This window comes from Bradyrhizobium sp. JR4.1, from assembly GCF_040548605.1.
GTDB classification, from domain to species: Bacteria; Pseudomonadota; Alphaproteobacteria; order Rhizobiales; family Xanthobacteraceae; genus Bradyrhizobium; species Bradyrhizobium canariense.
In genome coordinates this window covers 62,230-86,089 of record NZ_JBEPRY010000006.1, presented here as the reverse complement: position 1 = coordinate 86,089, position 23,860 = coordinate 62,230, and the positions used below count along the sequence as shown (strand labels likewise).

26 protein-coding genes and 1 pseudogene are annotated in these 23,860 nt (G+C 64.8%); 13 read left to right on the top strand and 14 right to left on the bottom strand.

What is annotated here, in order from left to right; translation table 11 throughout:
* Positions 1 to 6: 6 nt before the first annotated feature.
* The 4 genes from ABIB90_RS15530 (at position 7) to ABIB90_RS15515 (ending at position 2,868) form a co-directional block, all read left to right on the top strand.
* Positions 7 to 1,656, top strand: coding sequence for an amidohydrolase (locus ABIB90_RS15530; protein WP_354201054.1), 1,650 nt, complete (start codon positions 7 to 9; stop codon positions 1,654 to 1,656).
* Between the two features lie 100 nt (positions 1,657 to 1,756).
* Complete coding sequence (locus ABIB90_RS15525; protein ID WP_007600648.1) at positions 1,757 to 1,990, top strand: hypothetical protein; 234 nt, start codon at positions 1,757 to 1,759, stop codon at positions 1,988 to 1,990.
* A gap of 107 nt (positions 1,991 to 2,097) precedes the next feature.
* Positions 2,098 to 2,226 carry a hypothetical protein gene (locus ABIB90_RS15520; RefSeq protein WP_007600646.1) on the top strand — a complete coding sequence of 43 codons (129 nt, stop codon included), beginning with the start codon at positions 2,098 to 2,100 and terminating at the stop codon, positions 2,224 to 2,226.
* A 408-nt stretch (positions 2,227 to 2,634) separates the two neighbouring features.
* Positions 2,635 to 2,868 (top strand): hypothetical protein, encoded by a 234-nt coding sequence (locus ABIB90_RS15515; RefSeq protein ID WP_007600644.1) that lies wholly within the window; start codon positions 2,635 to 2,637, stop codon positions 2,866 to 2,868.
* A gap of 472 nt (positions 2,869 to 3,340) precedes the next feature.
* On the opposite strand, the gene ABIB90_RS15510 is transcribed toward ABIB90_RS15515, so the two are convergent.
* The 5 genes from ABIB90_RS15510 to ABIB90_RS15490 form a co-directional block, all read right to left on the bottom strand.
* Positions 3,341 to 3,631 carry a hypothetical protein gene (locus ABIB90_RS15510; protein ID WP_007600642.1) on the bottom strand — a complete coding sequence of 97 codons (291 nt, stop codon included), beginning with the start codon at positions 3,629 to 3,631 and terminating at the stop codon, positions 3,341 to 3,343.
* A gap of 154 nt (positions 3,632 to 3,785) precedes the next feature.
* Positions 3,786 to 4,277 carry an Hsp20/alpha crystallin family protein gene (locus tag ABIB90_RS15505; RefSeq protein WP_354168864.1) on the bottom strand — a complete coding sequence of 164 codons (492 nt, stop codon included), beginning with the start codon at positions 4,275 to 4,277 and terminating at the stop codon, positions 3,786 to 3,788.
* 167 nt (positions 4,278 to 4,444) lie between these two features.
* Positions 4,445 to 5,317, bottom strand: coding sequence for an RNA polymerase sigma factor RpoH (gene rpoH, locus ABIB90_RS15500; RefSeq protein WP_354201053.1), 873 nt, complete (start codon positions 5,315 to 5,317; stop codon positions 4,445 to 4,447).
* A 25-nt stretch (positions 5,318 to 5,342) separates the two neighbouring features.
* A complete protein-coding gene (locus tag ABIB90_RS15495) occupies positions 5,343 to 5,525 on the bottom strand; it encodes a hypothetical protein (RefSeq protein ID WP_354201052.1) in 183 nt (60 codons plus the stop codon).
* Between the two features lie 121 nt (positions 5,526 to 5,646).
* A complete protein-coding gene (locus ABIB90_RS15490; RefSeq protein ID WP_354201051.1) occupies positions 5,647 to 6,198 on the bottom strand; it encodes a TetR/AcrR family transcriptional regulator in 552 nt (183 codons plus the stop codon).
* A 115-nt stretch (positions 6,199 to 6,313) separates the two neighbouring features.
* Between ABIB90_RS15490 and ABIB90_RS15485 the strand changes: the two genes are divergently transcribed.
* Positions 6,314 to 7,171 carry an oxidoreductase gene (locus ABIB90_RS15485; protein ID WP_354201050.1) on the top strand — a complete coding sequence of 286 codons (858 nt, stop codon included), beginning with the start codon at positions 6,314 to 6,316 and terminating at the stop codon, positions 7,169 to 7,171.
* 47 nt (positions 7,172 to 7,218) lie between these two features.
* Entirely contained in the window at positions 7,219 to 8,220 is a 1,002-nt protein-coding gene (locus ABIB90_RS15480; protein WP_354201049.1) for an NADP-dependent oxidoreductase, read from the top strand.
* 30 nt (positions 8,221 to 8,250) lie between these two features.
* On the opposite strand, the gene ABIB90_RS15475 is transcribed toward ABIB90_RS15480, so the two are convergent.
* The 4 genes from ABIB90_RS15475 to ABIB90_RS15460 all read right to left on the bottom strand — a co-directional run bounded on the left by ABIB90_RS15475 (position 8,251) and on the right by ABIB90_RS15460 (position 13,288).
* The gene (locus tag ABIB90_RS15475) at positions 8,251 to 9,048 is read right to left on the bottom strand and encodes an adenylate/guanylate cyclase domain-containing protein (protein WP_354201048.1); all 798 of its coding nucleotides are present in this window, start codon (positions 9,046 to 9,048) and stop codon (positions 8,251 to 8,253) included.
* 133 nt (positions 9,049 to 9,181) lie between these two features.
* Positions 9,182 to 10,366, bottom strand: a complete 1,185-nt coding sequence (locus ABIB90_RS15470; RefSeq protein ID WP_354201047.1) for an adenylate/guanylate cyclase domain-containing protein — start codon at positions 10,364 to 10,366, stop codon at positions 9,182 to 9,184.
* A gap of 143 nt (positions 10,367 to 10,509) precedes the next feature.
* Positions 10,510 to 11,094 carry a HutD/Ves family protein gene (locus tag ABIB90_RS15465; protein WP_354201046.1) on the bottom strand — a complete coding sequence of 195 codons (585 nt, stop codon included), beginning with the start codon at positions 11,092 to 11,094 and terminating at the stop codon, positions 10,510 to 10,512.
* Between the two features lie 103 nt (positions 11,095 to 11,197).
* Positions 11,198 to 13,288, bottom strand: coding sequence for an adenylate/guanylate cyclase domain-containing protein (locus tag ABIB90_RS15460; protein WP_354201045.1), 2,091 nt, complete (start codon positions 13,286 to 13,288; stop codon positions 11,198 to 11,200).
* A gap of 319 nt (positions 13,289 to 13,607) precedes the next feature.
* Between ABIB90_RS15460 and ABIB90_RS15455 the strand changes: the two genes are divergently transcribed.
* From ABIB90_RS15455 to ABIB90_RS15440, 4 genes are read left to right on the top strand one after another with little or no spacing between them, the layout of a single operon-like run.
* Positions 13,608 to 13,913 (top strand): BufA1 family periplasmic bufferin-type metallophore, encoded by a 306-nt coding sequence (locus ABIB90_RS15455; protein ID WP_007600627.1) that lies wholly within the window; start codon positions 13,608 to 13,610, stop codon positions 13,911 to 13,913.
* Positions 13,914 to 13,959: 46 nt separating this feature from the next.
* Entirely contained in the window at positions 13,960 to 14,874 is a 915-nt protein-coding gene (gene bufB, locus ABIB90_RS15450; protein WP_354201043.1) for an MNIO family bufferin maturase, read from the top strand.
* Complete coding sequence (locus ABIB90_RS15445; RefSeq protein ID WP_007600625.1) at positions 14,864 to 15,643, top strand: HvfC/BufC N-terminal domain-containing protein; 780 nt, start codon at positions 14,864 to 14,866, stop codon at positions 15,641 to 15,643. The genes bufB and ABIB90_RS15445 overlap by 11 nt, the downstream gene beginning before the upstream one ends.
* On the top strand, positions 15,643 to 16,152 hold the full coding sequence (locus tag ABIB90_RS15440) for a DoxX family protein (RefSeq protein WP_354201042.1): 510 nt from the start codon (positions 15,643 to 15,645) through the stop codon (positions 16,150 to 16,152). The genes ABIB90_RS15445 and ABIB90_RS15440 overlap by 1 nt, the downstream gene beginning before the upstream one ends.
* A gap of 15 nt (positions 16,153 to 16,167) precedes the next feature.
* Here ABIB90_RS15440 and ABIB90_RS15435 read toward each other — a convergent pair.
* The 3 genes and pseudogenes from ABIB90_RS15435 to ABIB90_RS15425 form a co-directional block, all read right to left on the bottom strand.
* A pseudogene (locus tag ABIB90_RS15435) lies at positions 16,168 to 17,012 on the bottom strand (SDR family NAD(P)-dependent oxidoreductase).
* 1 nt (position 17,013) lies between these two features.
* Positions 17,014 to 17,574, bottom strand: a complete 561-nt coding sequence (locus ABIB90_RS15430) for a carboxymuconolactone decarboxylase family protein (RefSeq protein ID WP_219685323.1) — start codon at positions 17,572 to 17,574, stop codon at positions 17,014 to 17,016.
* Positions 17,552 to 18,253: a TetR/AcrR family transcriptional regulator gene (locus ABIB90_RS15425; RefSeq protein ID WP_354201041.1), complete on the bottom strand. Its 702-nt coding sequence runs from the start codon at positions 18,251 to 18,253 to the stop codon at positions 17,552 to 17,554. Before ABIB90_RS15425 ends, ABIB90_RS15430 begins: the two co-directional genes overlap by 23 nt.
* An 89-nt stretch (positions 18,254 to 18,342) precedes the next feature.
* Here ABIB90_RS15425 and ABIB90_RS15420 point away from each other — a divergent pair, with 89 nt between their 5' ends.
* The 3 genes from ABIB90_RS15420 to ABIB90_RS15410 all read left to right on the top strand — a co-directional run bounded on the left by ABIB90_RS15420 (position 18,343) and on the right by ABIB90_RS15410 (position 20,822).
* Positions 18,343 to 19,332, top strand: a complete 990-nt coding sequence (locus ABIB90_RS15420) for a Bug family tripartite tricarboxylate transporter substrate binding protein (RefSeq protein WP_007600616.1) — start codon at positions 18,343 to 18,345, stop codon at positions 19,330 to 19,332.
* A gap of 25 nt (positions 19,333 to 19,357) precedes the next feature.
* The gene (locus tag ABIB90_RS15415; protein ID WP_219685325.1) at positions 19,358 to 19,894 is read left to right on the top strand and encodes a VOC family protein; all 537 of its coding nucleotides are present in this window, start codon (positions 19,358 to 19,360) and stop codon (positions 19,892 to 19,894) included.
* A gap of 115 nt (positions 19,895 to 20,009) precedes the next feature.
* Positions 20,010 to 20,822, top strand: a complete 813-nt coding sequence (locus ABIB90_RS15410; RefSeq protein WP_354201040.1) for a class I SAM-dependent methyltransferase — start codon at positions 20,010 to 20,012, stop codon at positions 20,820 to 20,822.
* A gap of 25 nt (positions 20,823 to 20,847) precedes the next feature.
* On the opposite strand, the gene ABIB90_RS15405 is transcribed toward ABIB90_RS15410, so the two are convergent.
* Positions 20,848 to 22,404 carry a L,D-transpeptidase gene (locus ABIB90_RS15405; RefSeq protein ID WP_354201039.1) on the bottom strand — a complete coding sequence of 519 codons (1,557 nt, stop codon included), beginning with the start codon at positions 22,402 to 22,404 and terminating at the stop codon, positions 20,848 to 20,850.
* 357 nt (positions 22,405 to 22,761) lie between these two features.
* Positions 22,762 to 23,787: a fatty acid desaturase gene (locus ABIB90_RS15400; RefSeq protein ID WP_354201038.1), complete on the bottom strand. Its 1,026-nt coding sequence runs from the start codon at positions 23,785 to 23,787 to the stop codon at positions 22,762 to 22,764.
* Positions 23,788 to 23,860 lie beyond the last annotated feature (73 nt).

The following is a 23,860-nucleotide window of genomic DNA, read 5'->3' as shown; positions in this document are numbered from 1 at the left end:
GAGACTATGCGAAAGCTTCTGGCGATTTTGGTGATCTCGTGCTGGGCCAGTTTGGCTTACGCACAAAAGGCCGACCTCATTGTCACGAACGCAAAGCTCGTGACGCTGGATCCCGCATCGACGATCGCGCAGGCTCTCGCGGTCCGCGACGGCAGGATCGTCGCAATCGGCGGCAACGATGCCATGGAAGGCCTGACCGGGCCCGCGACGCGCCGTGTCGACGCGGGTGGACGCACCATCATTCCGGGATTGATCGATTCCCATATTCACGCCGTGCGCGCCGGCCTCACCTACGCAACCGAGGTCAACTGGATCGGCGCAAAGACTATCCCTGAGGCCATGGAACGCTTGCGCCAGGCGGCAAAAGCGCGGCCGGAATCCTGGATCATCGTGGCCGGCGGCTGGAGCGAATTGCAATTTGCGGAGAAGCGGCGGCCGACGCTCGCCGAGGTGATGGCGGCCGTTCCCGACAATCCGGCTTACATCCAGCTGTTCTATTCGGCGGTGCTGATGACGCCAAAAGCGCAGCAAGCCCTGGGGATGTCCGCGGATCAGTTGCCGGCCGGTATCACGTCTGAGCGCGCCGCATCGGGCGACACCACGGGCTGGCTCAACGGCTCCATTGTCAGTATCTCCGCGCTGTTCGATCGGCTGCCGAGGCCGAATTTCGAAGAGAATGTCGCCGGGACCCGGCAGTTCTTCACGGAGCTCAATCGTCTCGGCGTGACCGGGATCGTGGATCCCGGCGGCTTCAGCATTTATCCCAGCCATTACGCCGCCTTGCAAAAGCTCTGGCGTGAAAAAGCACTTTCGGTTCGGGTTGCCTTCAGCCTGTTCGCCCAGAATGTCGGCGCGGAATTCGAGGAGTACAAGGCTCTCACGCCGTTCCTGCCGATGGGATTCGGCGACGACATGCTGCGGTTCAACGGACTAGGCGAGCGGATCACCGGCGCCATGTACAACAACAATGCGCCCGACGGGGCCGCCAAGGACAAGTTCCGCGAGATCATTCGCTGGGCGGCCAAACAAGGGCTGACCGTCACCATCCACTGGCAGGAAGACAAATCCGTCCATCACCTCCTGGACCTCTATGACGAGGTCAACAAGGAGACGCCGCTCGCGCCGTTGCGCTGGTCCATCGCCCATCTCGACAACACCTCGCCCGAGACGCTGGCGCGCATGCAAGCCCTTGGGGTCGGCTGGACCATGCAGGACGCGATGTATCTCGGAGGCGACCGTATCGTGGCGCAGGTCGGCGAAGCCGCGCGCAGCATGCCACCCCTCGTCACGGCGTTACGCATGGGGGTCCATGTCGGGGCCGGCACGGATGCGCATCGGGTCGCATCCTACAATCCGTTCGTGGCGCTGCAATGGATGCTCGACGGCAAGACCGTCGGCGGACTGTCGACGCGCGGCCCGGACGAAACACCCAGCCGCGAAGATGCCTTGCGCCTCTACACGGTGGGAAGCGCGTGGTTCTGCTTCGACGAGACGCGGCGCGGAACGTTAGAGACCAGCAAGCTCGCCGATTTCGCGATTCTCGATCGGGATTTCATGTCCGTCCCCGTCGAGCAAATTGGCGCCACGGCGTCTCTGCTGACGGTCGTGGGCGGCAAGGTCGTCTACGCAGCGGATGCTTTCTCGAGCGCGAAATAGGAGCTGGAGACCTGGTGTGCGGCGCAGCCTGAACCGGGTGAGAGCAACTAAATCGCCGATCCGGCATTATCCCCGCGAGCCGTTTCGCGGAGGTCTCACGATGGAAGACCAGAATCGGATGACCCTGGTTTTGAGTGCGATCGCCCTCGCCGTTGCCATCGTGGTTGCATCTGCGATCACGATGGAGCGCGTCAACATGCCTGCGGTCAGCAACGACGCAGCTCCCGGAACAGTCGGACTCGCCAGGCCGCACCCACCGCTGGACCGCGCCGCCGGTGAGCCGATCCAGACGGTCGGCGGCCCGTCCGGCGCGAATATTCGCGGACGTCCCTGATCGAACGCCGGATTACGGGGGCAGCACTCTTGATGATTTCTGCCGCTTTCGCGGGGTCAATATCCTATACAAGGCGCCCGTCCCCCCTTCCGCGGCAGGAGCCATCCATGACCAGTGAAAAAGGCCCGAACATCAAGAAGAAGCAGAAATGCAAGAACTGCGAGGGCAAAGGCCTGCTCAAGAAGGGCGACAAGGTGGTGAAGTGCCAGCGCTGCAAGGGCACGGGCGTGCGGTGATATTGGGCTGGCGGCCTCTCCGATGCCGAGGTGGAGGCGGTCAGATTGCGCAAACCTTCAGTCCAGCGCGAACACCAACCTGATGTTCGCCCCGATCAGCCGCCTCGCTCCAACCTCGATTGGCACTTCCTGTGGCAAGGCGCGTTGCGGTCTTTTCAGGGAGGTGCAGATGACCAAGACCGACGCGCAAGGCGTAAGGACCAGGACATCAGGTTTGTAGGAACGACTTTGTAGGAACGACCTGGACCCGTTGCGTATTGGGCCGCGCCGGGTCCTTGCGATTCCGGCAATGGCGGCCTCGGCTCGAAGCCCCGCCCCCGGGCCACAGGCCGGGGCCGCCTGACGGGGATCGGCCCGTCATCTCAGCCCGTCATTTCAGGGCCGTCTTGGAGGACTGCGCGAGAGACCATGGAGGCGCCCACACCAGGGATGCAAAACCCGCTTCGACAGGCGCGGCTCTACGGCTACCTGATCGAACGCGAGGGCGCGCTGTTTCATCCCGGCGGCAGCCACCCGCTGTGCAGCGCAGGCATGACGCGACGCATGATCGAGGCGGGCTGGCTGATGAAAGCCGACGATCGCTACGAGCTGACGCCGCAAGCGCAGGAACGGATCGCCCCGGGCGCGATGAGTTCGGGATGACTTCATCGTCGCTGGTGCCGGATTTGCGCTGCCCCGCAGGAACAGGTGCGTCCCCAAATCTTTGCCTCGGCACGGCATGTGACGACGTCAAGCATAGGAGCGGACATGAAAAAGCTGGTTCTCGCAGGGCTCGTTGCGGCTCTCGCATTTCCCCCTTCCGCATTCGCGCAAGGCGGCACGGGTGCGTCCAGGACCGGGTCGAGCATCGACTCCTCCAGCACCGGCGGCACGACGGGAGCGGGAGCCTCCAGCCTCAACACGTCATCGGACAACAATGGCGGCGGCGCGAACGCACCGGCCAAATCGTCGACGACGCGGCCAGGCGATAACGACACAAGGCAAACGAAAGGAGGCCAGCAGGCCATGCCAGGTTCCGGCTCCACCGGAGCGAACCGCAAATAGGCGCGCCACGAACGATTGACCGATTGCGCTCACGCAGGAAGGCCCGGATGATGGTCCGGGCCTTGTCTTGTCACCACCAGGGATCCCAGTAGGGCGGAGGAGCGTAGGCGTAAGGCACATAGTAGGCCCGCCGCACGACGCGCGGTCCATAGTAGCCGTAGGGCGGGCCATAGTAGCGCGGGCCATAATAGGCATCGGCCGCGAGCCCCGCCGCAAGCGCACCGGCAACAAGACCGAAGCCGATACCCGGGCCTCCCCAATGGCCGTGCCAGCCGCCGCGCCAAGCATGGGCTTCCGCCGGCGAAGCCGCCGCCACGAACAGGGCCGAGATCATCGTCAGGACTAAAGCAAGTTTCTTCATGTGCGACTCCCAGAACTTGGAAACCGACCGCAAAACGCCAGACCGGAATTGAAGTTTCCGGGCGTTCCGGAAAATTTTGCAGCGAGCCGACGGACGCGAATGCGGCCGCCGGCAGGACGCGGGCGAGAGAGACGGCTCCCGCCCGCGGCCATGCTTACTTGCTGTTGATCGCGATGCGCTTCACCTTCTGTTGTGCCGCCGGTGACTTCGGCAGGGTGACGGTGAGGACGCCGTTGTTGAAGGAAGCCGCGACCTTGTCCTGGTCGACGTCATCGACCGGAATGCGCCGCTCGAAACGGCCATAGTAACGCTCGCTGAAGAGACGCTCCTTGTCTTCCGTTTCGCTCTTCTTCTCGCCGCTGATCGTCAGCACCCCGTTTGCAAGCTCGACGTTGACGTCCTTCTGTTCGAGACCGGGAAGCTCGGCGACAACCTTGACCTCCTTGTCGCTCTCGTCGAGTTCGACGTTCGGCCAGCCCATTGCGGTCGAGGAACCGAACGGGCCGAGATCAAAGCTGCGGAAAGCGTCGTCGAACAGCCGGTTCATCTCGCGGTGAAGCGCAAGCAGCGGATTGCCGGCTTCGCCGCGCTGAGCGGCCATGTTGCGTGAGCCGTTGTTCCACGGAATGAGATCACGTAGTGCCATTGTCGTTTCTCCTTATCTCCTGTCTTGGTTGTCGATTGGCGCAGCTCAGCGCGCGGCGAGGGCCACGCACGCGCTGCAAAACCCGGACGATCAACTCGTCAGGCATCTGCTTGTGCTCGATGTTTCGGTCGGGGCTGCCAAAAGAATTAGGAGACGGCGATTTGGTTTCAAGAGCCGGCTGCCAAGCGCCCCCCGATGGCAGCCCGAACCTTTTCGAACGCGCGCATTTCGATCTGCCGCACCCGCTCGCGTGAAACGCCATACCGTGCCGCGAGCTGCTCAAGTCTCAGCGGCGGCTCGGAGAGCCAGCGCGCCTCGAGAATGTCGCGCTCGCGCGGCTTGAGGACGGCCAGCGCGCCGGCGAGGGCGTCACGCCTCCGTCTGGTTTCTTCCCGCTCGGCGTATTCGGCTTCAGGACTGGATGCGGGGTCGACCAGCCAGTCCTGGACTTCGCCGCCGTCGGCGTCGCGCACCAAAGCGTTGAGCGACAGGTCGCCGCCGAGGCGCCGGTTCATCTCGATCACGTCGTTCTCCTGCACGCCGAGCCGCCGCGCGATCTGGCTGGCGTGCTCGGGGCGGAGATCACCATCCTCCAGGGCGGAGATTTCCGCCTTGGTCCTGCGAAGCTTGAAGAACAGCTTCTTCTGCGCGCCGCTGTTGGCAATCTTGACCAGCGACCAGGACCGCAGGATGTATTCCTGGATCGACGCCTTGATCCACCACATCGCGTAGGTCGCAAGCCGAAAGCCGCGCTCCGGCTCGAAGCGCTTGACGGCGTGCATCAGGCCGACGTTTCCTTCGGAAATGATGTCCGCAACCGGCAGGCCGTAGCCGCGATATCCCATCGCAATCCTGGCAACGAGCCGCAGATGGCTAGTGACGAGATGATAGGCTGCCTCGCGGTCGCCGTGCTCGCGCCATCGCTTGGCATAGGCGATTTCCTGGTCGGGCCGCAGCATCGGAAACTTGCGAATTTCCGCCAGGTAATGTGTCAATCCGCCCTCAGGCGACAGCATCGGAACAGTTGCAGTGCTTCCCATTGCCCACCTCTTCGAGTTTGTCTGCTTACGCTCCAAAATCGACATGACAAAAAATGGTTTCGGCCGACGATGTTACGACCGGTGGGGCCGGCGCGTGAGTTTGCGGCGGCTCCGGTCGCGTCACGAGATAGAGCTCGCCCGCCACCAATAGGAGGGCAGCGACGGCCAGGGCCAACATGCCGAGCACCAGATCGCTGTCATCATCCATGCGCGTTCGAAACGTGTGTCGATGTCGAAGATCGGCAGCCATTGCCATTGGCTATCCGCGACATCGAACGTCGACACCGGAATTTTGTTCCGGACTTTCGGCGTCCCGCCCAGACGCGGTCTCACCCTCCCAGCGAATTCCTCGTCGCGCGAAGAATATCGTCCGACAGCTTGGGATCGTCCACGGCGCGGGCGAGCACGAGGGCGCCGACCATGGATGCGGCCGCTGCGAGCGCCTTGTCCTCGCGCTGGCGCGGCTTCAGCGTGGAGGCCATCCGGCTGCTCAGCAGGGCGATCGTGCCGCGCACGCCGGCGGTGAAGCGCTGCCTCAGGCCGCCGCCTTGACGTGACACCTCACAGGCGAGCGCAGCGAAGGGGCAGCCGGCGGCGGGATCGTCGCGATGCCCCGCCGAGAGATATTGCGAAACATACTCCTCGAGCGCGAAGGCCTCGGGCAATTCCTGGCCTTTGGCCTTGATCGCATGGGCCACGGCTTCCTCGACCAGCCGCTCCTTGGAGCCGAACTGGCTGTACAGGCTGCCGTGCGTCATCCCGGCCGCCTCGGCGAGCGCGTCGACACCGACGCCGGCGATGCCGCGCTCCCGCAGCAGGCGCGAGGCGGTCTCGAGAATATGCTCGCGATTTTTGGCGGCCTGTTCCTTTGAGACGCGCATGGGACCGATCCTCGGATACGGGGCTTGACTTTTATAATTACGATCGTCATGTATATCAATAGTTACGATCGTAATCAAACGATTTCAGGCCCGGTAGTGGCGTCGGAGAGGCATTATGAACAGGATTACACCGAAGATCGCGCTGGTGACCGGCGCCTCCTCAGGCATCGGCCAGGCCACGGCGGAGCGGCTCGCGAACGCCGGCTATAAGGTGTTCGGCACCAGCAGGCGGGGCGCACAGTCTGGCAAGCAGGCCTTCGAGATGCTGGCCCTCGACGTCACCAGCGATGCGTCGGTGGAAGCCGCCGTCGGCGAGTTGATCCGGCGCGAGGGCCGCATCGACCTGCTCGTCAACAACGCCGGCTTCGGCGTTGCGCCTGCCGGCGCGGAAGAGAGCTCGATGGAGCAGGCGCGCGCGATTTTCGAGACGAACTTCTTCGGCATGATCCGGATGACGCGCGCCGTCGTGCCGCACATGCGCCGCCAAGGCAGCGGCCGCATCATCAATATCGGCTCGGTGCTCGGCTTTCTGCCGATGCCTTATGGCGCGCTCTACGCCGCGACCAAGCACGCGGTGGCAGGCTATTCGGAATCGCTCGACCATGAACTGCGCACGCGGGGCATCCGGGTCTCCGTGGTCGAGCCCGCCTACACCAAGACGCCGTTCGACGCGAACTTCATGGAGCCCGACGCCACGCTCGAGGAATATCGCGAGGCGCGCGCCGGCGTGACCAAGCGGGTGAACGAGGTGATGGCGACGGCCGAACAGCCCGGCGTCGTGGCCGAGACCGTGCTGAAGGCGGCAAGCGCGGCGCGCCCGCAACTCAAATACGCGGCCGGCAGCCTTGCGAAGCGCCTGCGGTTTCTGCGGCGGTTTGCGCCTGCAGCCCTGGTGGATGCCGGGCTTCGAAAAGATTTGCGGCTCGATGCGACTGCGGCGCCGCAGCCCGCCCGCACCGCGCGGGCTTTCTGAGGGCCGCAAGCTTGCCGTTGCGAAGAACCTCCGGACCGAGAGAAAAAATGAAAGCCCTCATCTTCAAGCGCTGCGGCAAGCCGGACCAGATCGCGTTCGTCGAGATCCCGCGGCCTACGCCCAAACCGAACGAAATCCTGGTCCAGGTTCACGCTGCGGGCTTGAACCCGATCGACAACATGATTCCGAAAGGGACGTTCAAGCCGATCCTCAAGTTTCAGCTCCCGGCCACGCTGGGCAGCGATCTTGCGGGCATCGTCGTCGAGGTCGGAAGCCGCGTGACCCGCTTCAAGCCCGGCGACGCCGTCTTCGCCAGCATCTTCGATCTCGGCACCGGCGCTCTCGCCGAATTCGCGATCGTGCCGGAGGATGCCGCCGCGCTCAAACCTGCGAATCTGGACTTCGTGCAGGCGGCCTCGATACCGATGGTCGGCCTGACATCGTGGCAGGCGCTTAGGGAGCGCATACGTCTCAAGCCCGGCCAGAAGGTGTTCATTCCCGCGGGCGCCGGCGGGATCGGCACGTTTGCGATCCAGCTCGCGAAATATCTCGGAGCGAAAGTGGGGACGACGACCAGCACTGGAAATATCGATCTGGTGCGCAGCCTCGGGGCTGACGAGGTGGTCGACTACAAGACGCAGCAATTCGAAGCGGTGCTGCGGGACTACGACGCGGTGCTGGGTACACTCAGGGGCGACGCAGTCGAGACATCGCTTCGGATCCTGAAGCGGGGGAGCAGGATTGCTTCGCTGGTCGGGCCGCCGGACGCCGCGTTCGCGCGCGCCCGCGGGATGAACTTCGTCATGGTGCTGCTGTTCGGATGGCTGAGCCGCAAGATCATTCGCCAAGCCGGCAAAATCGGCGCGGACTATTCGTTCGTGTTCGTGCACCCGGACGGCAGCCAGCTCGCCGAGATCGGCGAGCTGCTCAAGTCCGAGCGTATCCGGCCGGTGATCGACAAGGTCTTTCCGTTCGCACAGGCGAAAGAGGCGCTGGCATATCTGGAAAAGGGACGGTCCAAGGGCAAGGTCGTCGTCCAGATGAGATGATCGCGTCTATGCGGCCCCCCCCCAATCGCCTCAGCTCTCCACCCGCCACAGCCGCCATCGCTCGGGCACGCCCTTGAGCTGATGCACGCCGTGGTCCCTGAAACGGATCCCGGACTGCGGCGCCAGTAGCTCCTTGACCGCGCTGGAGACCAAGACTTCACCGGCGCGCGCCTTTGCGGCGACGCGGGTGCCGATATGGAAGGCGAGGCCGACCGCCTCGGTGCCGCTCACGGTGTATTCGCCGGCATGCAGGCCGACCCTGACCTCGAGGCCGAGCGTACGCACGGCCTTCTGGATCGCGGCCGCGCAATTGATTCCGGCAGCCGGCGTCTTGAACGTCGCCAGCACCCCGTCGCCCGTCGTCGTGACTTCCTTGCCGCGCGAGCTCTTCAGCTCCTTGCGGACCGCCGCGTAATAATGGCCCATGATTTTGGTCCAGCGGACATCGCCGAGCTTTGCGGCTTTTGCGGTGGAGCCGACGATATCGACGATCAGGATCGTGGCGAGGGCCCGCTTGAGCTCGATGTTGCCCGCGGCCGGTCGGCGCCGGAGCAAGATCGCGCCGGCCAGCGGTTCATAACGATGGTTGCGGCGTCGCGCGATCGCGGCCTTGGCGTAATCCTGGGCCCGCTGCGCGCTGCCGCAGCGAATTGTCTTCTGCTGCGGCAGACGCGTCCAGTAGACCTTTCGTCCGTCACCGGCGCCCTGGACTTCCACGGCGCCCCATTTCAGGAGGATCGCGGTGCCAACGCGCCGGACACACCACGCCTTCGACGTGTAGCCCGATACATTCGACTGATGGATTCCGATGCGGAGGAATTTTGGCATGAACGTGCGGCCGATCGATGACACGCTTGGACGAAACGCTTGGGCGGCGTCGCACCGAGCGTAGTCACACAATCGCGGGTTGGCAACAGGACTCGAAGCTCGCCCGCTGCTGGGCCGGGGGCCGCCGTCATCTTCAAAACGCAAAAAGCTCGATCGGATCGCTGAAGCCGCGCACCTCATATTTGCCGACATGCTCCAGCTCGAACTCTCGCTCGACCAGCTCGGCGAAATCGCGTGACAGCAGCACTTTCTTTCCCAATTGCTTGGTCAAAGCTTCGAGTCGCGAGGCCATGTTGACGGCGGGACCGATCACGGTGAAGTCGAGCCGGGTGGACGATCCGATATTGCCGTACATGACGTCGCCGACATGGACGCCGATGCCGTAGTTCAGCGGCGCTCGGCCGGTGCCGTCGTTGCGCGCGTTCAACGCGATCATCGCCTGACGGGCTTCGGTCACGGCATGCAGCAGGTTTGCGCAGGCCTTGGGCTCGCTCAGCGGAAAGATGGCGAGCAGGCCGTCACCGATGAATTTCAGGATCTCGCCGCCATGCCGCGCGATCGGCTCCGACATCGCGTCGAAATAATCGTTGAGCAGATCGATGACGTCGTCGCGCGGCCAGTTGTCGGAAATCTTGGTGAAGTCGCGCAGATCGCAGATCATGATCGCGGCGCGCACCGTCGTGCCGGTGCCGCGCCGCGTGGCGCCGGCCAGGATGAGCTCGCCGGCGTGGGAGCCGACATAAGTCTCGAGCAGCGTTCGCGCCAGGCGATTTTTGACGCGGATTTCGCTGACCAGCGCCAGCACAGGCAACAGGTTCTTGAGGGCGGCGACGTGGGTGTCGTCGAAGCCGCCGGGCCGGTTGGTCGCAAAGGTGACGAGATGGCGCTTGCCGAGCGTATGATAGAGCGGCCAGGCCACATAGTCGGTGAGGCCCTGCGCGCGCATCTCGCGGTAGAGCGCGTGCTTGCGGCCGAGCGCGGGGTCCTGCTCGAGATTTTCGCGCAACTCGGTCGCGCCGTCGAACATTTCGTTGGCGGGACTGCCGATGAACTCGGACCGCTCGCGGACGTCATGGTCGACCCGTGCAATCTCCGCCTCGCGCATGCCGTCGGACCACATGAAGCGGGCGCCCAGCCATTGCGGGTGCTGGATCAGCACGTGAAGGGTTGAGCGCGCCAGCGGAATGCCGGCCTGCTGAAGCCGGATGCACATCTCGGCAAAGATATTGTCGATGAAGCGCTGGTCGCGCGTGCCGTTGATCAACCAGTCGACGACGCCGTCGGACAGCGTGGCGGGTTTCTTCTCTGGCGTGGTCATATCTGCCCGTTCATATCGTGGCCACCCACGTCGTGCTTTGGGCGGCGGTCTGCATCAGGGCAGATATCGTGCTCCGGCGCGACGGCGTCAACCTAGCCAGTTGCATGGATTGTGCGCAGCGCTCCGGCGGGCGGGAACGCCGTTCAGCCGACGATGTGGATAGAACCCAGCACGGCCAGCCCGGAGACGAGCGCAAGCGTCGACGCCCCCGTCAGTTCGACCTTCAAGGTGTTTTCGTGCGAAATCGCAAAATCCGTGCCGTCGAGACGGATGTCGCAGTCGCCATGCGCCGCGTAGATGAGATGCGTGCCGGCGGGCAATCGCCGGTCACCGGGCGCCCTGAGCGCTTCGAGCTCAAGCGCGACCGCACCGCGCCGGCCCATCAAATTCACGACTTCGACTGGCCCTTCCTGGAGCTCGGTGACGATCTCGAGCTCGCCGGTGAAACGCACCGTGGTGAACGGCTCGCGCTCGTCGAATTCCTGCGTGGGCGACTTCAGCACCAACCCGCGGCCGCCGACCACCATCTGCAAACGGTCGATGCCGGGCATATGGGAGAATGGCCCGGCCGCCACGATCGGCGTGGAAGCAAAGCGCCACAGCAGGCTGTCCCAATCCCTCACGCTGGAATCGGCGCGATGGGCATCCGCGATATCGGTGAAGATGCCGCCGCCGTTCTTCCAGGGCGAGCGGGTATAGTCTTCGGGTTTCAGCAGGGTGGTTTTCATGTCTCGAGGTGGTCCGGGAGCGCAAGAGCGCGGGTGTCAGTTGCGTATCATGCAGACAGGATCGTCGCCAGCTCACTTCCGTCAGCGCGCCAATCTTTCGCGACTACTTCGTCGTCAGTGCCGCGACTGGGCGCCACGCAACATCAGGCGCGCTCTCAACCAACTGCCGACAGCGGTCGCGCATCAGTTCAGCCGGACGATCCGGGCCGCGCATGTTCAGCACGGCTTCGAAATCGGCGAGCGCGGCGGCAAACCGGCGCGCGCGGTAGTTGGCGAGGCCCTGTTCATAGCGGACGATCCAATCTTGCGTCTCGCCGCCGTCCTCTCCGACGAGTCCGACCAACTCGTAGACCGCAAACCCCTCCTCGCGTCCATACACGGCGATGCTGTCGATCTCGCGCGTGACGATGGCGCCGCGTGCGAGACGTTCGGTCGCTTCGCCAATGAGGATTTGCGTGCCGTAGGATTTGTTGGCGCCCTCGAGGCGGCTTGCGACGTTCACGGCATCCCCGATCACGGTGTAGTTCAAGCGCAGTTCCGAGCCGATATTGCCGACCAGCATGCGGCCGGAGTTGATCCCGATCCGGATCTGGAGCGGCTGGCCGAGATCGTCGGCAAGGCCCGACGCCGAGATTGCCCTGCAACAGCCGAGCGCCGCGCGGCAGCAGCGCAGCGCGTGGTCGGCCTGCGGCTGCGGCGCGCCCCAGAACGCCATGACGGCGTCGCCGATGAACTTGTCGATGGTGCCGCCATTCGCGACAACGGCCTCGGAGGCGAGGTCGAGATAGCGCGACAGCAACGGCACCACGCGATCGCCGAGCCGCTCGGACAGCCCGGTGAAGCCGGCGATGTCGACGAACATCACGCTGAGCTCCTGCATGCTGCCACCGGGTCTTGCCTCGACGCCCTGGCGCAACAGCGAGCGGACCAGATCGGCCGGGATGAACTTGCGAAACGCCGACAGGCCGGCCGCCATCTCGGCGATCGCGCCCGACAGGCTCGCGATCTCCTTCAGCCGCGACGGATGGCGGCGGACCTGCTCCAGCGCGAAGGCTTCGACATGACGGAGCTCGCCGACGACACGCGACAGCGGCGCGGCGATGACGGAACGCGCCAGCATCGCCGAGGCCAGCGCTGCGAGCACGGCGCCGATGGCAAGGCCGAGGATCAGGCGGCGCAATGTCGTCTCGACCGGACCGAGAAACTCGGCCTCGGGGATCACGGTCGCCAGCGACCAGCCGGGAAACGGCAGCGGCGTGAGGGCGACCTCGTAAGCCGCACCAGCCGACGTCAGCCGGTTTCGCCAGGCTTCCTTGCGGCCATCCTCGCCCGCCTTCACGAGTGCCATCCGCGCCAGCGGTAGCAGCGTCGTATCGCCCTTCGCGGCGTGCAGTTCGTCGGCGTCCTTGTCGGGTGCCGCGATCAGCTCGCCACTGCCATCGATGATGAAGGCCGTTCCGGTGCGCCCGACCTCGAGCTGCGACAGGAAGCGCGCGAGCCGGGTGTACTCGATGACGATGGCGAGGACGCCCTGCCGCTCCTGGTAGACGTCGATCGGACCGGCAAAGGCAATCGACGGCCGCTCGCCGGTCGGATGGTCCATGACCTTGAACCACTCCGGCTCCCCGGCCGCCAGTCCGGTCTTGAACCAGGCGCGATCGGCGACCCGAAAATCGGTCGGCTCGAAACGGCGATTGGCGAATTCGATGTCGCCGGGCACCACCTCGTATTCGTCGATGCGGCGCTCGCCGGCATGATCGGTCAGCGAGATCTCCATCATTTCGAGGCGGCGGTCGCCGAGCTTGTGCGCGGCGAAGAAGGAGCCGTCGGGCCAGCCGAAGGCGACCCAGGAGATCGTCGCCTGCGATTGCAGTTGCGACAGGAACACGAATTCGCGCTTGTCGGCGTCGCGGGTGTCGAGCACGTTCTGCAGGAACAGTGTCCGAATGGCAGTGTGCGCGGCACGCGCCTCGTCCACGATCGCGGCGACCTCCTTGCGGACAGCGGCCACGATTTGCTCGTTGATGGTCGATGCGAGCTGCCGGCTCGCCGCCTCGGCCGTGCGCCACCACAACAGGCTGGAGAGAGCCGCGGTCAAAAGGATCGCGGTCAGGACCAGCGCCGAGACGGCGAGCCGAATGCTGACCGTCAGCTTCGCGATCGCGCGCAGGTGCCGTCCGGGATCAACATTCATCGCTGTTTCCGTTCTCCGGCAAAGCGGCGACTGGCCACCTCCTGTTACCGCTCTACGCAGCGCGTATGCATTCGTTACCTGTGGCATCCATCGCGCCCCGCCGCCAATGCTCTCCGGCTAAGGTCTCGATAGAGACTAGGCATTGGATTGACCGGCCAGTCACCCGCTAATCCGATCCAAGCGCACAGCCCGTGCGCCCATCTAACCGCCTCACGAACTCGTGACCTACTTGATTGGTAACGCGAGCCGGGTGCGAGGCGAACCGAACAAGGCGCTCTTCGCCTGCCAGGCGATGCCATCTCGAACAGGAGAAACTTCAATGTCTGCCAAACTTGCCGTGACCACGCTCGTTCTCGCCGGCGCCATGTCGACCGCACTGGCGACTCTGGCCACTGCTGCTCCGCTGACCAAGGCCGAGGGCGACGCGGCCGTCGCCGCCAAGAAGGAAAAATGCTTCGGCGTCGCCCTCAAGGGCCAGAACGATTGCGCGGCCGGACCAGGCACGACCTGCCAGGGCACCTCGACCGCCGACTTCCAGGGCAATGCCTGGAAATTCGTCCAGGGCGGCACCTGCACCAGCATCGAGCTGCCGGGCGGCAAGAAGGGCTCGCTCAAGCCGGTCTGACGCGCTGCGTCGCGACCACCACAACAGGGAAGAGCGGAGAGAAACCATGACGACGGCAATCGCGCCTGACATGTCTGCGGTGCCCCTCCGCTATTCCGCGTCCCTCGGCGGCATCGCCGGGACGAGCTTCAAGCCCGAACACCTTCAGGCGATCCTGAGCACGAAACCGCAGCGCGGCTTCTTCGAGGTCCACGCCGAGAACTATATGGGCGCAGGCGGACCGCCGCATCGCGCACTGGAAGCGATCCGCCGCGACCATCCCGTCTCGCTGCATGGCGTGTGCATGTCGATCGGCGGACCGCAGCCGCTCGACAAGGCGCATCTGGCCCGCTTTCGCGGACTGGTGGCGCGTTACCAGCCCGCGCTGGTATCCGAGCATCTCGCCTGGTCGACGCATGAGACCAGCTTCTTCAACGACCTGTTGCCACTGCCCTATACCGCGGCGACGCTCCGAAATGTCTGCGATCACATCGATCAGGTGCAGGACGCGATCCGTCGTCCGCTACTGCTGGAAAACCCGTCGACCTATGTCGCTTTTCGCGAATCGTCCATGAGCGAGACCGATTTCATCCGCACTGTTGCCGAACGCACCGGCTGCGGACTGCTGCTCGATATCAACAATGTCTTCGTATCAGCAACCAATCACGGGTTCTCGGCGCTCGACTACCTCGCGGACTTTCCGCTGTCCCGCGTCGGAGAGATTCATCTCGCCGGCCATGCCGAGCAGGCCGACGACGAAGGCGACCTGCTGCTGATCGACAGCCATGACGGCCCGGTCGCGGACGCCGTGTGGAAGCTGTACGAGATCGTCATCCAGCGCCGCGCTCCGGTGCCGACGCTGATCGAGTGGGACAGCAAGATCCCGGATTGGCCGGTCCTGCAAGCGGAAGCCGCCGCTGCGCAGGCGATCCTCGATCGTTACCGCCCGGTCGGGCTGACGGGAGATCGTCATGCCGCCTGAGCCTGACCTTTGCTTTGCCGCAGCCTTTGCACCGGCGCTGCTCGACCCGGTGCGCCCTGCGCCTGAGATCGTGGCCGGTCCGAACGGCAAGGCCCCCGGCAAGCGCTACGATGTCTACCGCAACAATGTCACGGTCAGCCTGATCGACGCGCTCGCCGCGATCTATCCGGCGGTGCAGCGCATCACCGGCACCGACTTCTTCCGTGCCATGGCGCGCTTCCATGTTCGCCAGACGCCGCCGATCTCACCGCTGCTGTTCGACTACGGCCGCGACTTCCCCGTCTTCATCGCGCAATATGAACATGCGCAGATGATGCCATGGCTCGCAGATGTCGCACGCATCGAGCGGGCCTGGCTCGATGCCTATCACGCCGCCGACGCAGCACCGCTGTCGCCGGCGCAGCTTGCCGCGGTTGCGCCGGAGCGGCTGGGCGATCTCGTTCTCATACCGCACCCGGCAGCGGGAATCGTGCGATCGCAATTCGCGGCGGTGACGATATTCGCGGCCAACCGCGATACGTCGCCGGTCGGGCGCATCGACGCTGCGACACCGGAGGACGCGTTGGTCACGCGCGCCGAATTCGACATCGAGGTCCGGCACCTGCCGCCCGGCGGTGCGGCATTCGCGAGCAGCCTGATGTCGGGTCGGCCGCTCGGCGAGGCCGCTGCACGCGCGCTGGACGCGGCGGCCGAGTTCGACCTCGCTTCGAACGTCACCGGCCTGATCCAGGCGGGCGCCTTCACCTCAATCACTTTCGGAGACGTCTGATGATCACGGATCAACGCATGCAGGCGGGCGGCGGCCTGCCCGCGCTCGGGCTCCTCGTCGACAAGGCCAATCATCTCGTGCAGACCATCGCGTCGCCGTCGCTCGTTCAGCTCGTGCTCCGCGTCGCGCTGGCGGTGCCGTTCTGGCGTTCCGGCATGCTCAAATGGGCAGGCTTCCTCAGGCTCAACGACACCGCGGTGACGTTGTTCAGCGACGAGTTCATGCTGCATCTGCCGGGCGGGCCCTATCACTATCCGGCGCCGACGGTCATGGCGTTCCTCTCCGGATGCGGAGAGATCATGTTTCCGGTCCTCCTCCTGCTCGGCTTCGGCACGCGGTTTGCGGCGCTCGGACTGCTGTTCATGACCGTCATCGTCGAGCTGACCGTGCCGGACGGCTGGCCCATCCACATCACCTGGGCGTCGATGGCGCTTGGCATCATGGCCTACGGGCCGGGCCGGGTCTCGCTGGACCACCTGATCTGCCGAGCGCGCACGCCCGAGCCATAGGCGTAAGGTGCCCTCTCACATCCCGCTCAGGCCGCTATCGACCGCGAGCGTCTGCGCGGTGACGTAAACGCTCTCGTCCGAGAGGAAGAACAGCACAGCATAGGCGATTTCCCAGGCGGTGGCCTGGCGGCCGAACGGGATTTGGCCCTTGCCGCGCGAGGGTCGGCCGGCGCCGGCCTCGCGGCCGTTCGGCGTGTCGACGAGGCCGGGATAGACCAGGTTGGCGCGGATGCCGCGGCGCGATCCGAGATGGGCGATGTTGCGCATGAGGCCGCCGAGCGCGGCTTTCGAGGAATCATACACCGCCATCTGCGAGCCGGCCTTCAGCGCGGCGATGGAGGAGATGAAGACGATCGATCCGCCGTCGTCGAATTTCGGCAGGCCCGCGCGGCAGCACAGCATCGGCCCTCGAACGTTGACGTCGTAGATCGCATTCCACTCCTCGGGGCTGACGGCGTCGAGCCCGACCTTGCCGAAGGTGCCGATGTTGAGCACCATGCCGTCGAGCCCGCCCATGGCGCGATGCGCCTCGTCAACCATGCGCACGATTTCGGCCTCCGAGGTGACGTCGGCAGCAATCGCAAAGGCTTCGCCGCCTTCGTCGGTGATACGCATGACGGTATGCTCGGCCGAGGTGCGGTTGAGATCGGCAACCGCGACCTTCGCGCCTTCACGCGCGCAAAGAATGCTCATAGCGCGACCGTTGCCGATCGGATCGGTGGCGGCGTCGAACACGCGCTGGCCACCGCCGACGATCAGGATGCGGCGCCCCTTAAGGCGCCCCTGCCCGGCGCTTCGCCCAGCGATTCCGCACTTGGCGGGCGGACGTAGCGGTCCCGCTTGCTATCGGTATCCGTCATCTCAGGCGCCCGGCTTCTTGCCGCCGTCATAGACCGCCATGCCGGCCGCGGGATCGAGATCGGTTTCGGTCGCCTCGGTGACGCGCGCCATCATCATGTAGAAGCCGAGCGCGACGATGGATTCGACGATCTCCTGGTCGCTGAAATGCTCGCGCATGGCGGCGAAGATCGCCTCGGGAACGCGGACGTTCTCGACCACTTCGCGGCCGAATTTCAGCAGCGCGCGCTCGGCCTCGCTCAAGCCGGCGGCATCGTAGTCGGCGCGCTCGACCGCGTCGATCTGCGCTTGCGTGCAGCCGACGCCAAGCGCGATCGGCACGTGCTGGCGCCATTCATAGGCGCCGCCTTCGAGCTGGGCTGCCTGGAGGATCAGGAGCTCGCGATTGACCGCACTGAGCTTCTGCTTGTGCAGGATCGAATTGCCCAGCCGCATCGCCGGGATCATGTTGGCTTCGGCGTGCGCCATCATGCGGAAAATATTCAGCTTGACCGGCATGCGGTCGAACGAGGCGCGGATGTCGCCGCTGGTCGTCTCCGGATCAATCAGGGGCAGCCTTGCCACGATTCTCTCCCTTGGCTTTTCGTTTCTTGTTGTCGTTTGTCCCGCGATCCGCCGCGATCAGCGACAGGAAGAAGGCGAGATAGCGGTCGATCGCCTCGATCACCTTTGGCCGCGGCGACGGTGCCGCGCCCATCACATAATGCTCAAGACGGATGTAGATCAGCCCGGCCGCGAACAACCGCGCGGTCTCGCGCGGATCCGGCGTCGAGACCAGACCGGCGAGCGCAAAACCGCGGAAATAATCCGTCATCATGCTCTGCTCGCGCGCATAGAAATGATCGGCGAATTTGGCGCGGATGCCGGGCACGCGATTGCGCTCGGCGGTGATGACTTTCTGGAACTGGTGCTCGCGCGGATCCGACCATTGCTCGACCAGATCCAATGCAAACTGGCGGCAGAACGCGGCGGGCTGGCGCGCGAGCTGCTTGTAGCGCGGTTCTTCCAGCCGGCTCGCCGAGCTGGCCGGACCGTGCTCGCTGACGATCGCCTCGAGGATCGCGGCCTTGCCGGCGAAGTGATTGTAGAGGCTGCTCTCGCGAATGCCGACGCGACGCGCGAGCTCGCGCATCGAGGCGCCGCCATAGCCGCTCTGCGCGAACAGATCGAGCGCCTCGGCGAGGATGCGCGCGCGGGTCGTGGGCGCAGCCGCTTCCGCCGCGCTGGTGGTGTGAACAGCCATTCGGCTTGACTAACGAACGATCGTTCGCTAGTCAACCGCTTCAACTCCGCTCTCAAAAGAAGCGGAGAGCAATCTGGGGAGACCAGGTCATGGCGCGCTTCGTCCATTTTCGTCTGCTGCGCGCCGCAACATTGTCATTGGTCGTAACGTCCTCGGCAATGCTGCCTGCGCGCGCCGAGGATCCGGCCGCCTATCCCACCCACAAGATCAGGATGCTGCTGCCTTATGCGGCCGGTGGCGGCGGCGACGTGATCGGGCGGCTGCTCGGCGACAGGATGGGCAAGACGCTCGGACAGAGCGTCTATATCGAGAACCACACCGGGGCCGCCGGCACGCTCGGCACCCAGATGGTCGCGGCGTCGGCGAATGACGGCTACACTATCACCGTCGGCGGCATGACCACGCATGTGCTGGCGCCGGCGATCTATCCGAAACTGCCCTACGATTCGATCAAGGATTTCACCACGATCGGGCGCATCGGCACGTCCTCGATCATGCTGGTGGCGACCAAGGATTTTGCGGCCGACGACATCAAGGGCCTGATCGCGTTGGCCAGGAAGGGCGAGCCGATCCAGTACGGAAGCTGGGGCGTCGGCTCGACCGGACAATTCTGCGCGGAAATCCTGATGCAGCAGACCGGAATCAAGATGGACCACGTGCCGTTCAACGGCATCGCCAAATTGGCCGGCGATTTGCTCGGCGGCCACATCTCGCTGGCGACACTCGACATGGCGACCGCGACTCCGCTGGTGAAGGACGGCTCGATCAAGGCGCTGGCCGCCTGCGGCGAACGCTCGCCGAGCCTGCCGGATGTCGCAAGCTACAAGGAACAGGGCGTGCCGTTCGACCGCAGCCTGTCCTGGGCGATGTATGCGCCTGCGGGCCTTGCCGAACCGATCGCAAGAAAGCTGTCGGCGGCATTGAAGGACGCGCTCGCCGATGCCGAGGTCAAGGAGAAGCTGCTGGGGCTCGGCATCACGCCGCAATTCGTACCCGGCGACGAGCAGCGTGACATCAACGCCCGCGACATCGCGGCCTGGAAGCAGGTTGCCAAGGACGCGGGCATCGAGGTCAAGTGATCAAGCTGACAAGAGGAGCGCTGGCATGAGCCGCATCTTCGGCGCGGTGCGCCAGAACGGATATGTGGTGCGGGACATCCACGCCGCGATGAAGCACTGGATCGAGGTGATGGGCGTCGGTCCCTGGTACTACATGGACCGCGTCAAGACCGACTGGTTTCGCCATCGCGGCGAAAACTCCGCGGTCGAGATGAGCATCGCGCTGGCCAATTCCGGCGACCTCCAGATCGAGCTGATCCAGCAGCGCAACGACGCGCCCTCGCTGTACAGGGAATTCCTCGAGTCCGGCCACGAAGGCCTCCAGCACATGTCCTACTGGAGCCACGACTACCAGGCGCTCTATGACAGGGCGCTCGGGCTCGGCTACAGGATCGGCCACGAGGGCCAGATCGGCGGCGACAAGGGCCGCTTTGCCTATTTCGACACCCAGGCCCATCCTGGGACCGTAATCGAGATCTCCGACATCAGCGGCACCAAGGGGCCGTTCTTTGAGAAGGTCCGGCAGGCGGCTTTGAGCTGGGACGGCACGCGGCCGATCCGGGAGGTCGGCGGGAGCCGATGACGCCGGCGGCCGGCAAGGCGATGCAACAACCGGCCGGGTTCACCGCGCTGCTGGCGCGGGAGACGGCAATCCATGGTAACGTGAGCTTCGTGTCCGAACCTTCAGCGAGGCAAGCATGTCCAACACTGACAAGGTTTTCGCCGGCTCGATCCCGAAACTCTACGACGAATATCTGGTCCCGCTGATCTTCGCCGTCTACGCCGACGACATCGCGAGACGCGTCGCGGCCCGCTCTCCCTCCGTGCTGCTCGAGATCGCGGCAGGCACCGGTGCTTTGACGCGCGCGGTCGCGGCGGCGCTGCCGCGCGGCGTCCGTTATGTCGCGACCGACCTCAACGAGCCGATGCTCGCCGTCGCGGCGCAGCGCCAGGCGGATGACGATCGCATCTCGTGGCGTCAGGCCGACGGATCGGCCCTGCCCTTCGACGACGCCGAATTCGACGTGGTGTGCTGCCAGTTCGGCGCCATGTTCTTTCCGGACCGCGTCAAGGCCTACGGGGAAGTGAAGCGCGTCCTCAACGGCAATGGCACGTTCGTGTTCAACGTCTGGGATCGCATCGAAGACAATGTGCTGACGCATGAAGCCACGGTCGCGCTCGAAGAGCTGTTTCCCGACGACCCGCCCCGTTTCATGGCCCGGACGCCGCACGGCTATCACGACAAGGCCGTCATCAGAACCGACCTCGAACGCGCAGGCTTCCGTGACATATCGATCGAAACGCGACCTGAAATAAGCCGCGCGCCATCACCCGAGCACGTCGCGATCGCGCTCTGCCAGGGTACGCCGCTGCGCAGTGAGATCGAGGCACGCGATGCCAGCAAGCTTCAGGCTGCGACCGACATCGTTGCCGAGGCGATCCGGACGCGCCATGGGTCCGGACCGATCGAGGGCAAGATCCAGGCTATCGTGATCGAGGCGCGGCGATAGTGGCGGGCTTCGATCTGCCCGCCTCCTACCAAAAGCCCCGCTGCATCGGCTGTGCCGGCTGATAATATTGATACTGGCCGCGCCGGCGCGGATTGACCGGCTGCGGATTCGGATCGCGCTGGAAGAAGAAGCCGAAACCGTTGCCGCCATTGTCCCAGCCGTCGTCGCTCGCCATGGCCATCGGAGGCGCGGTCGGCTTGCGCGTAATGAAACCGCCCTGGGGCTGGTTGCTCAGCACCGCGACGAACTCGGTGCGGTAGTTGGTCTCGCTGCTCAGCGGCTCATCCGAGATGATGATCGAGGACCGCGGCAACGCGGTTGGCGCGATACGATCGAGCACCTCCTGCGGGATGGTGATGCGGTCGAGCGCGTTCCTGGCGTTATCGCTGTCGTCGATCGTGACCACGCTCCAGCGCAAGCCCGTGTCGTTCTTCGCCATCGCCGTGAAGATATGCGTTCCGAGCGGCTGATCCGGATTGCGGATCGCGACGGGAACCTCGATGCTGGTGTCGAACACCTCGCCGCCGCCGTCCGGTGCCGGCTTGTGCGTGTTCCGCCGCACATAAAGCTTCTGCGTCGCGCGGCTGATGTAGACCGAGACCGGCTCAAGCGCGAGCTTTGCGTCGGTCGCAGCCTTCACGGCGTCGGCCTTCCTGGCTGCTGCCGCCTTGGCCGCCTCTTTCGTGGCCGCGACCGCATCGCGCTTCGGCTGTGCGGCGGCCTTGGCGGCATCGAGCTGCGTCGCCGCGTCGGCGGCCTTGATGGCGGCCTTCTGCTTCAGCTCCTCGGCCTTGGCGCGGGCTTGATCGGTCTTGGCCGCCGCGAGCTGCTTGTCGGCGAAGGCGAGCTCGGCGTCAGCGCGGGTCTTCTGCTGTTCCAGCTTGCGCAGCGAAGCCGGCAGCGATGCCGCCTCTTTCGCGGCCAAAGTCGCGTCCTTCTTGGCCTCGTCGGCCGCCCTTGTCGCCTCCTCGGCCTCGCCGGAGAGCCTGCCGATCCGGCCCGGCGCCGCCGCAATGGCGTCCCGCTTCGGCATGAACAATGCGGGATGAACGATGTCGATCGGCGCCGCGTCGTTCGGCGAGATGATCACCCGCATCCCGATGTTGGTCTTGTCGAACAGGCCCTCCGCGAAGCCGAACGGCATCCGCACGCAGCCATGCGAAGCGGCGTAGCCGGGCAGCGGCCCGCCATGCAGCGCGATCCCGTTCCAGGTGATGCGCTGCATGTTCGGCATCCAGGCGTCGTCATACATGGTCGAGTGGTGGTCCTTGTCCTTCTCGACGATGGCGAAGACGCCGGCCGGCGTCTCGCGTCCCGTGGTGCCGGTGGACACCGGCGCGCGGAAAATCCAGCCCTCGGCGTCGTAGAAGGTGACCTGCTGGCTTTTGATCGACACGATCGCCATGATCGGCTCGCCGGCCTCGCGCGGCGCCACCGCCTCGACCGGCTGACGCGCCTGCTTGGCCGCATTGGCCGGGGCCACAGCCGCAAAGGCGAGCATTGCCGCCAAGGTCGCAATTCCGGGAGGCCCCCAACGCCGCATCGCCACGGTAGATTGCGCCGTTGTCGTCAGGTTTCTCATGCCATCCTCGGTCGAAATGCCAGTCCGCCGGTCATTGATCAGATTGCGATCTTTGAATTAAGAAATTGCAGCCGCCTTACGTTCCGTCTGTGGCGACATTCGGCACGTTCCGGCGATAAATCTCATATACGACGGTTGACGCAGGCGGAAGGGCGGCGCGCGGCCGAAGCTGGCGGTCTATCGCTGCGACAGAATGACCGGGGGTCGGTGACACGGCTGCCAGCGCCCGGCGTCGGACGGCGAAGCCACCTTGAACGGGCGCAGAACGCCCATCGCCTTCCGATCGCGCGGATTCACGCCATTCGGCGGCCGCGCGGGGGCGGTGTAAGCGAAACCGCTGGGGCCAAGGCCGCCTTTTCAAACAAGCTTGGCTCCCTTGCCAAACAAGGCTGCCTCTCCAAAGGAGACGAGCCGCTGCCGCTCCTCGTCCCACAAGGTCAGCCGCACGGTCCGCAAACTCTGGAGCAGCGTAATCCGCCCGACACCAGCGAACTGCGGATGGTCGCGCAACACGTCCTGCAAGCGATAGTAGGGAATTCGACTGGACAAATGATGGATATGGTGGACGCCGATATTTGCCGTGAACCATCGCAAGACAGCCGGCAGTTGGTAGTGAGAGCTGCCGTGCAGCGCGGCGTCGTGAAAATTCCAGGTCTCGTCGTGGGCCCAATGCGTGTGCTCGAACTGGTGCTGGACGTAGAACAGCCAGACGCCGATCGACGCCGCCAGAACAATGATCGGCAGATGCACGAGCAGGAACGGCCCATAGCCGACCAGCTGGATCATCGTGACGACGAGAACCGCGAGGGCGATGTTCGTGCCCATCGTGCTCAGCCAGGGTTTCCAGCCGCGACCCATCATCCCGACCGGCAATCGGTGCTTCAAGATGAACAAATACGAGGGACCGACGCCAAACATCACCAGGGGATGTCGATACAAACGATATAGCGTCCGACGCCATCGCGACCGCCCGAGAAATTCCCGCGTGGTCAACGTGTCGATGTCGCCTAAGCCCCTTTGATCGAGATTGCCGGAGTTCGCATGATGGCCTGCATGGTTGCGCTGCCAGTAGCCGTATGGCGTCAGTGTCATCACGCCGAGGGCACGGCCGACCCAATCGTTCGCAAGGCGGCCGCGGAAGAAAGAGCCGTGTCCGCAATCGTGCTGGATCATGAAGAGGCGGACCAGCAAACCCGCCGCAGGCACCTCCAGCAGGAGGGCAAACCAATAACCCTGGTCAAGAGCGGCCCAGATCAGAGCCCAGATGACGACGAACGGTATCGCCGTAATCGCCAGTTCGAGGATACCCCGCGCATTGTCGGGCTCGCGATAGTGGGCAAGCAACTGCGCCGATGCGCGGATTTCCGGTATTCCTTGGCTCATATCTGCTCTGCTCCCGACATGCGGCCCAAGAAGCACGGTTATGGCCATGGACGCAACAAAAACGCCCTCCGCC

Bases quoted from the DNA above. Each gene is read 5' to 3' on its own strand.
- ABIB90_RS15530 (WP_354201054.1), top strand. From the start codon at position 7: ATGCGAAAGCTTCTGGCGATTTTGGTGATCTCGTGCTGGGCCAGTTTG.
- ABIB90_RS15525 (WP_007600648.1), top strand. From the start codon at position 1,757: ATGGAAGACCAGAATCGGATGACCCTGGTTTTGAGTGCGATCGCCCTC.
- ABIB90_RS15520 (WP_007600646.1), top strand. From the start codon at position 2,098: ATGACCAGTGAAAAAGGCCCGAACATCAAGAAGAAGCAGAAATGCAAG.
- ABIB90_RS15515 (WP_007600644.1), top strand. From the start codon at position 2,635: ATGGAGGCGCCCACACCAGGGATGCAAAACCCGCTTCGACAGGCGCGG.
- ABIB90_RS15510 (WP_007600642.1), bottom strand. From the start codon at position 3,631: ATGAAGAAACTTGCTTTAGTCCTGACGATGATCTCGGCCCTGTTCGTG.
- ABIB90_RS15505 (WP_354168864.1), bottom strand. From the start codon at position 4,277: ATGGCACTACGTGATCTCATTCCGTGGAACAACGGCTCACGCAACATG.
- rpoH (WP_354201053.1), bottom strand. From the start codon at position 5,317: ATGGGAAGCACTGCAACTGTTCCGATGCTGTCGCCTGAGGGCGGATTG.
- ABIB90_RS15495 (WP_354201052.1), bottom strand. From the start codon at position 5,525: ATGGATGATGACAGCGATCTGGTGCTCGGCATGTTGGCCCTGGCCGTC.
- ABIB90_RS15490 (WP_354201051.1), bottom strand. From the start codon at position 6,198: ATGCGCGTCTCAAAGGAACAGGCCGCCAAAAATCGCGAGCATATTCTC.
- ABIB90_RS15485 (WP_354201050.1), top strand. From the start codon at position 6,314: ATGAACAGGATTACACCGAAGATCGCGCTGGTGACCGGCGCCTCCTCA.
- ABIB90_RS15480 (WP_354201049.1), top strand. From the start codon at position 7,219: ATGAAAGCCCTCATCTTCAAGCGCTGCGGCAAGCCGGACCAGATCGCG.
- ABIB90_RS15475 (WP_354201048.1), bottom strand. From the start codon at position 9,048: ATGCCAAAATTCCTCCGCATCGGAATCCATCAGTCGAATGTATCGGGC.
- ABIB90_RS15470 (WP_354201047.1), bottom strand. From the start codon at position 10,366: ATGACCACGCCAGAGAAGAAACCCGCCACGCTGTCCGACGGCGTCGTC.
- ABIB90_RS15465 (WP_354201046.1), bottom strand. From the start codon at position 11,094: ATGAAAACCACCCTGCTGAAACCCGAAGACTATACCCGCTCGCCCTGG.
- ABIB90_RS15460 (WP_354201045.1), bottom strand. From the start codon at position 13,288: ATGAATGTTGATCCCGGACGGCACCTGCGCGCGATCGCGAAGCTGACG.
- ABIB90_RS15455 (WP_007600627.1), top strand. From the start codon at position 13,608: ATGTCTGCCAAACTTGCCGTGACCACGCTCGTTCTCGCCGGCGCCATG.
- bufB (WP_354201043.1), top strand. From the start codon at position 13,960: ATGACGACGGCAATCGCGCCTGACATGTCTGCGGTGCCCCTCCGCTAT.
- ABIB90_RS15445 (WP_007600625.1), top strand. From the start codon at position 14,864: ATGCCGCCTGAGCCTGACCTTTGCTTTGCCGCAGCCTTTGCACCGGCG.
- ABIB90_RS15440 (WP_354201042.1), top strand. From the start codon at position 15,643: ATGATCACGGATCAACGCATGCAGGCGGGCGGCGGCCTGCCCGCGCTC.
- ABIB90_RS15425 (WP_354201041.1), bottom strand. From the start codon at position 18,253: ATGGCTGTTCACACCACCAGCGCGGCGGAAGCGGCTGCGCCCACGACC.
- ABIB90_RS15420 (WP_007600616.1), top strand. From the start codon at position 18,343: ATGGCGCGCTTCGTCCATTTTCGTCTGCTGCGCGCCGCAACATTGTCA.
- ABIB90_RS15415 (WP_219685325.1), top strand. From the start codon at position 19,358: ATGAGCCGCATCTTCGGCGCGGTGCGCCAGAACGGATATGTGGTGCGG.
- ABIB90_RS15410 (WP_354201040.1), top strand. From the start codon at position 20,010: ATGTCCAACACTGACAAGGTTTTCGCCGGCTCGATCCCGAAACTCTAC.
- ABIB90_RS15405 (WP_354201039.1), bottom strand. From the start codon at position 22,404: ATGAGAAACCTGACGACAACGGCGCAATCTACCGTGGCGATGCGGCGT.
- ABIB90_RS15400 (WP_354201038.1), bottom strand. From the start codon at position 23,787: ATGAGCCAAGGAATACCGGAAATCCGCGCATCGGCGCAGTTGCTTGCC.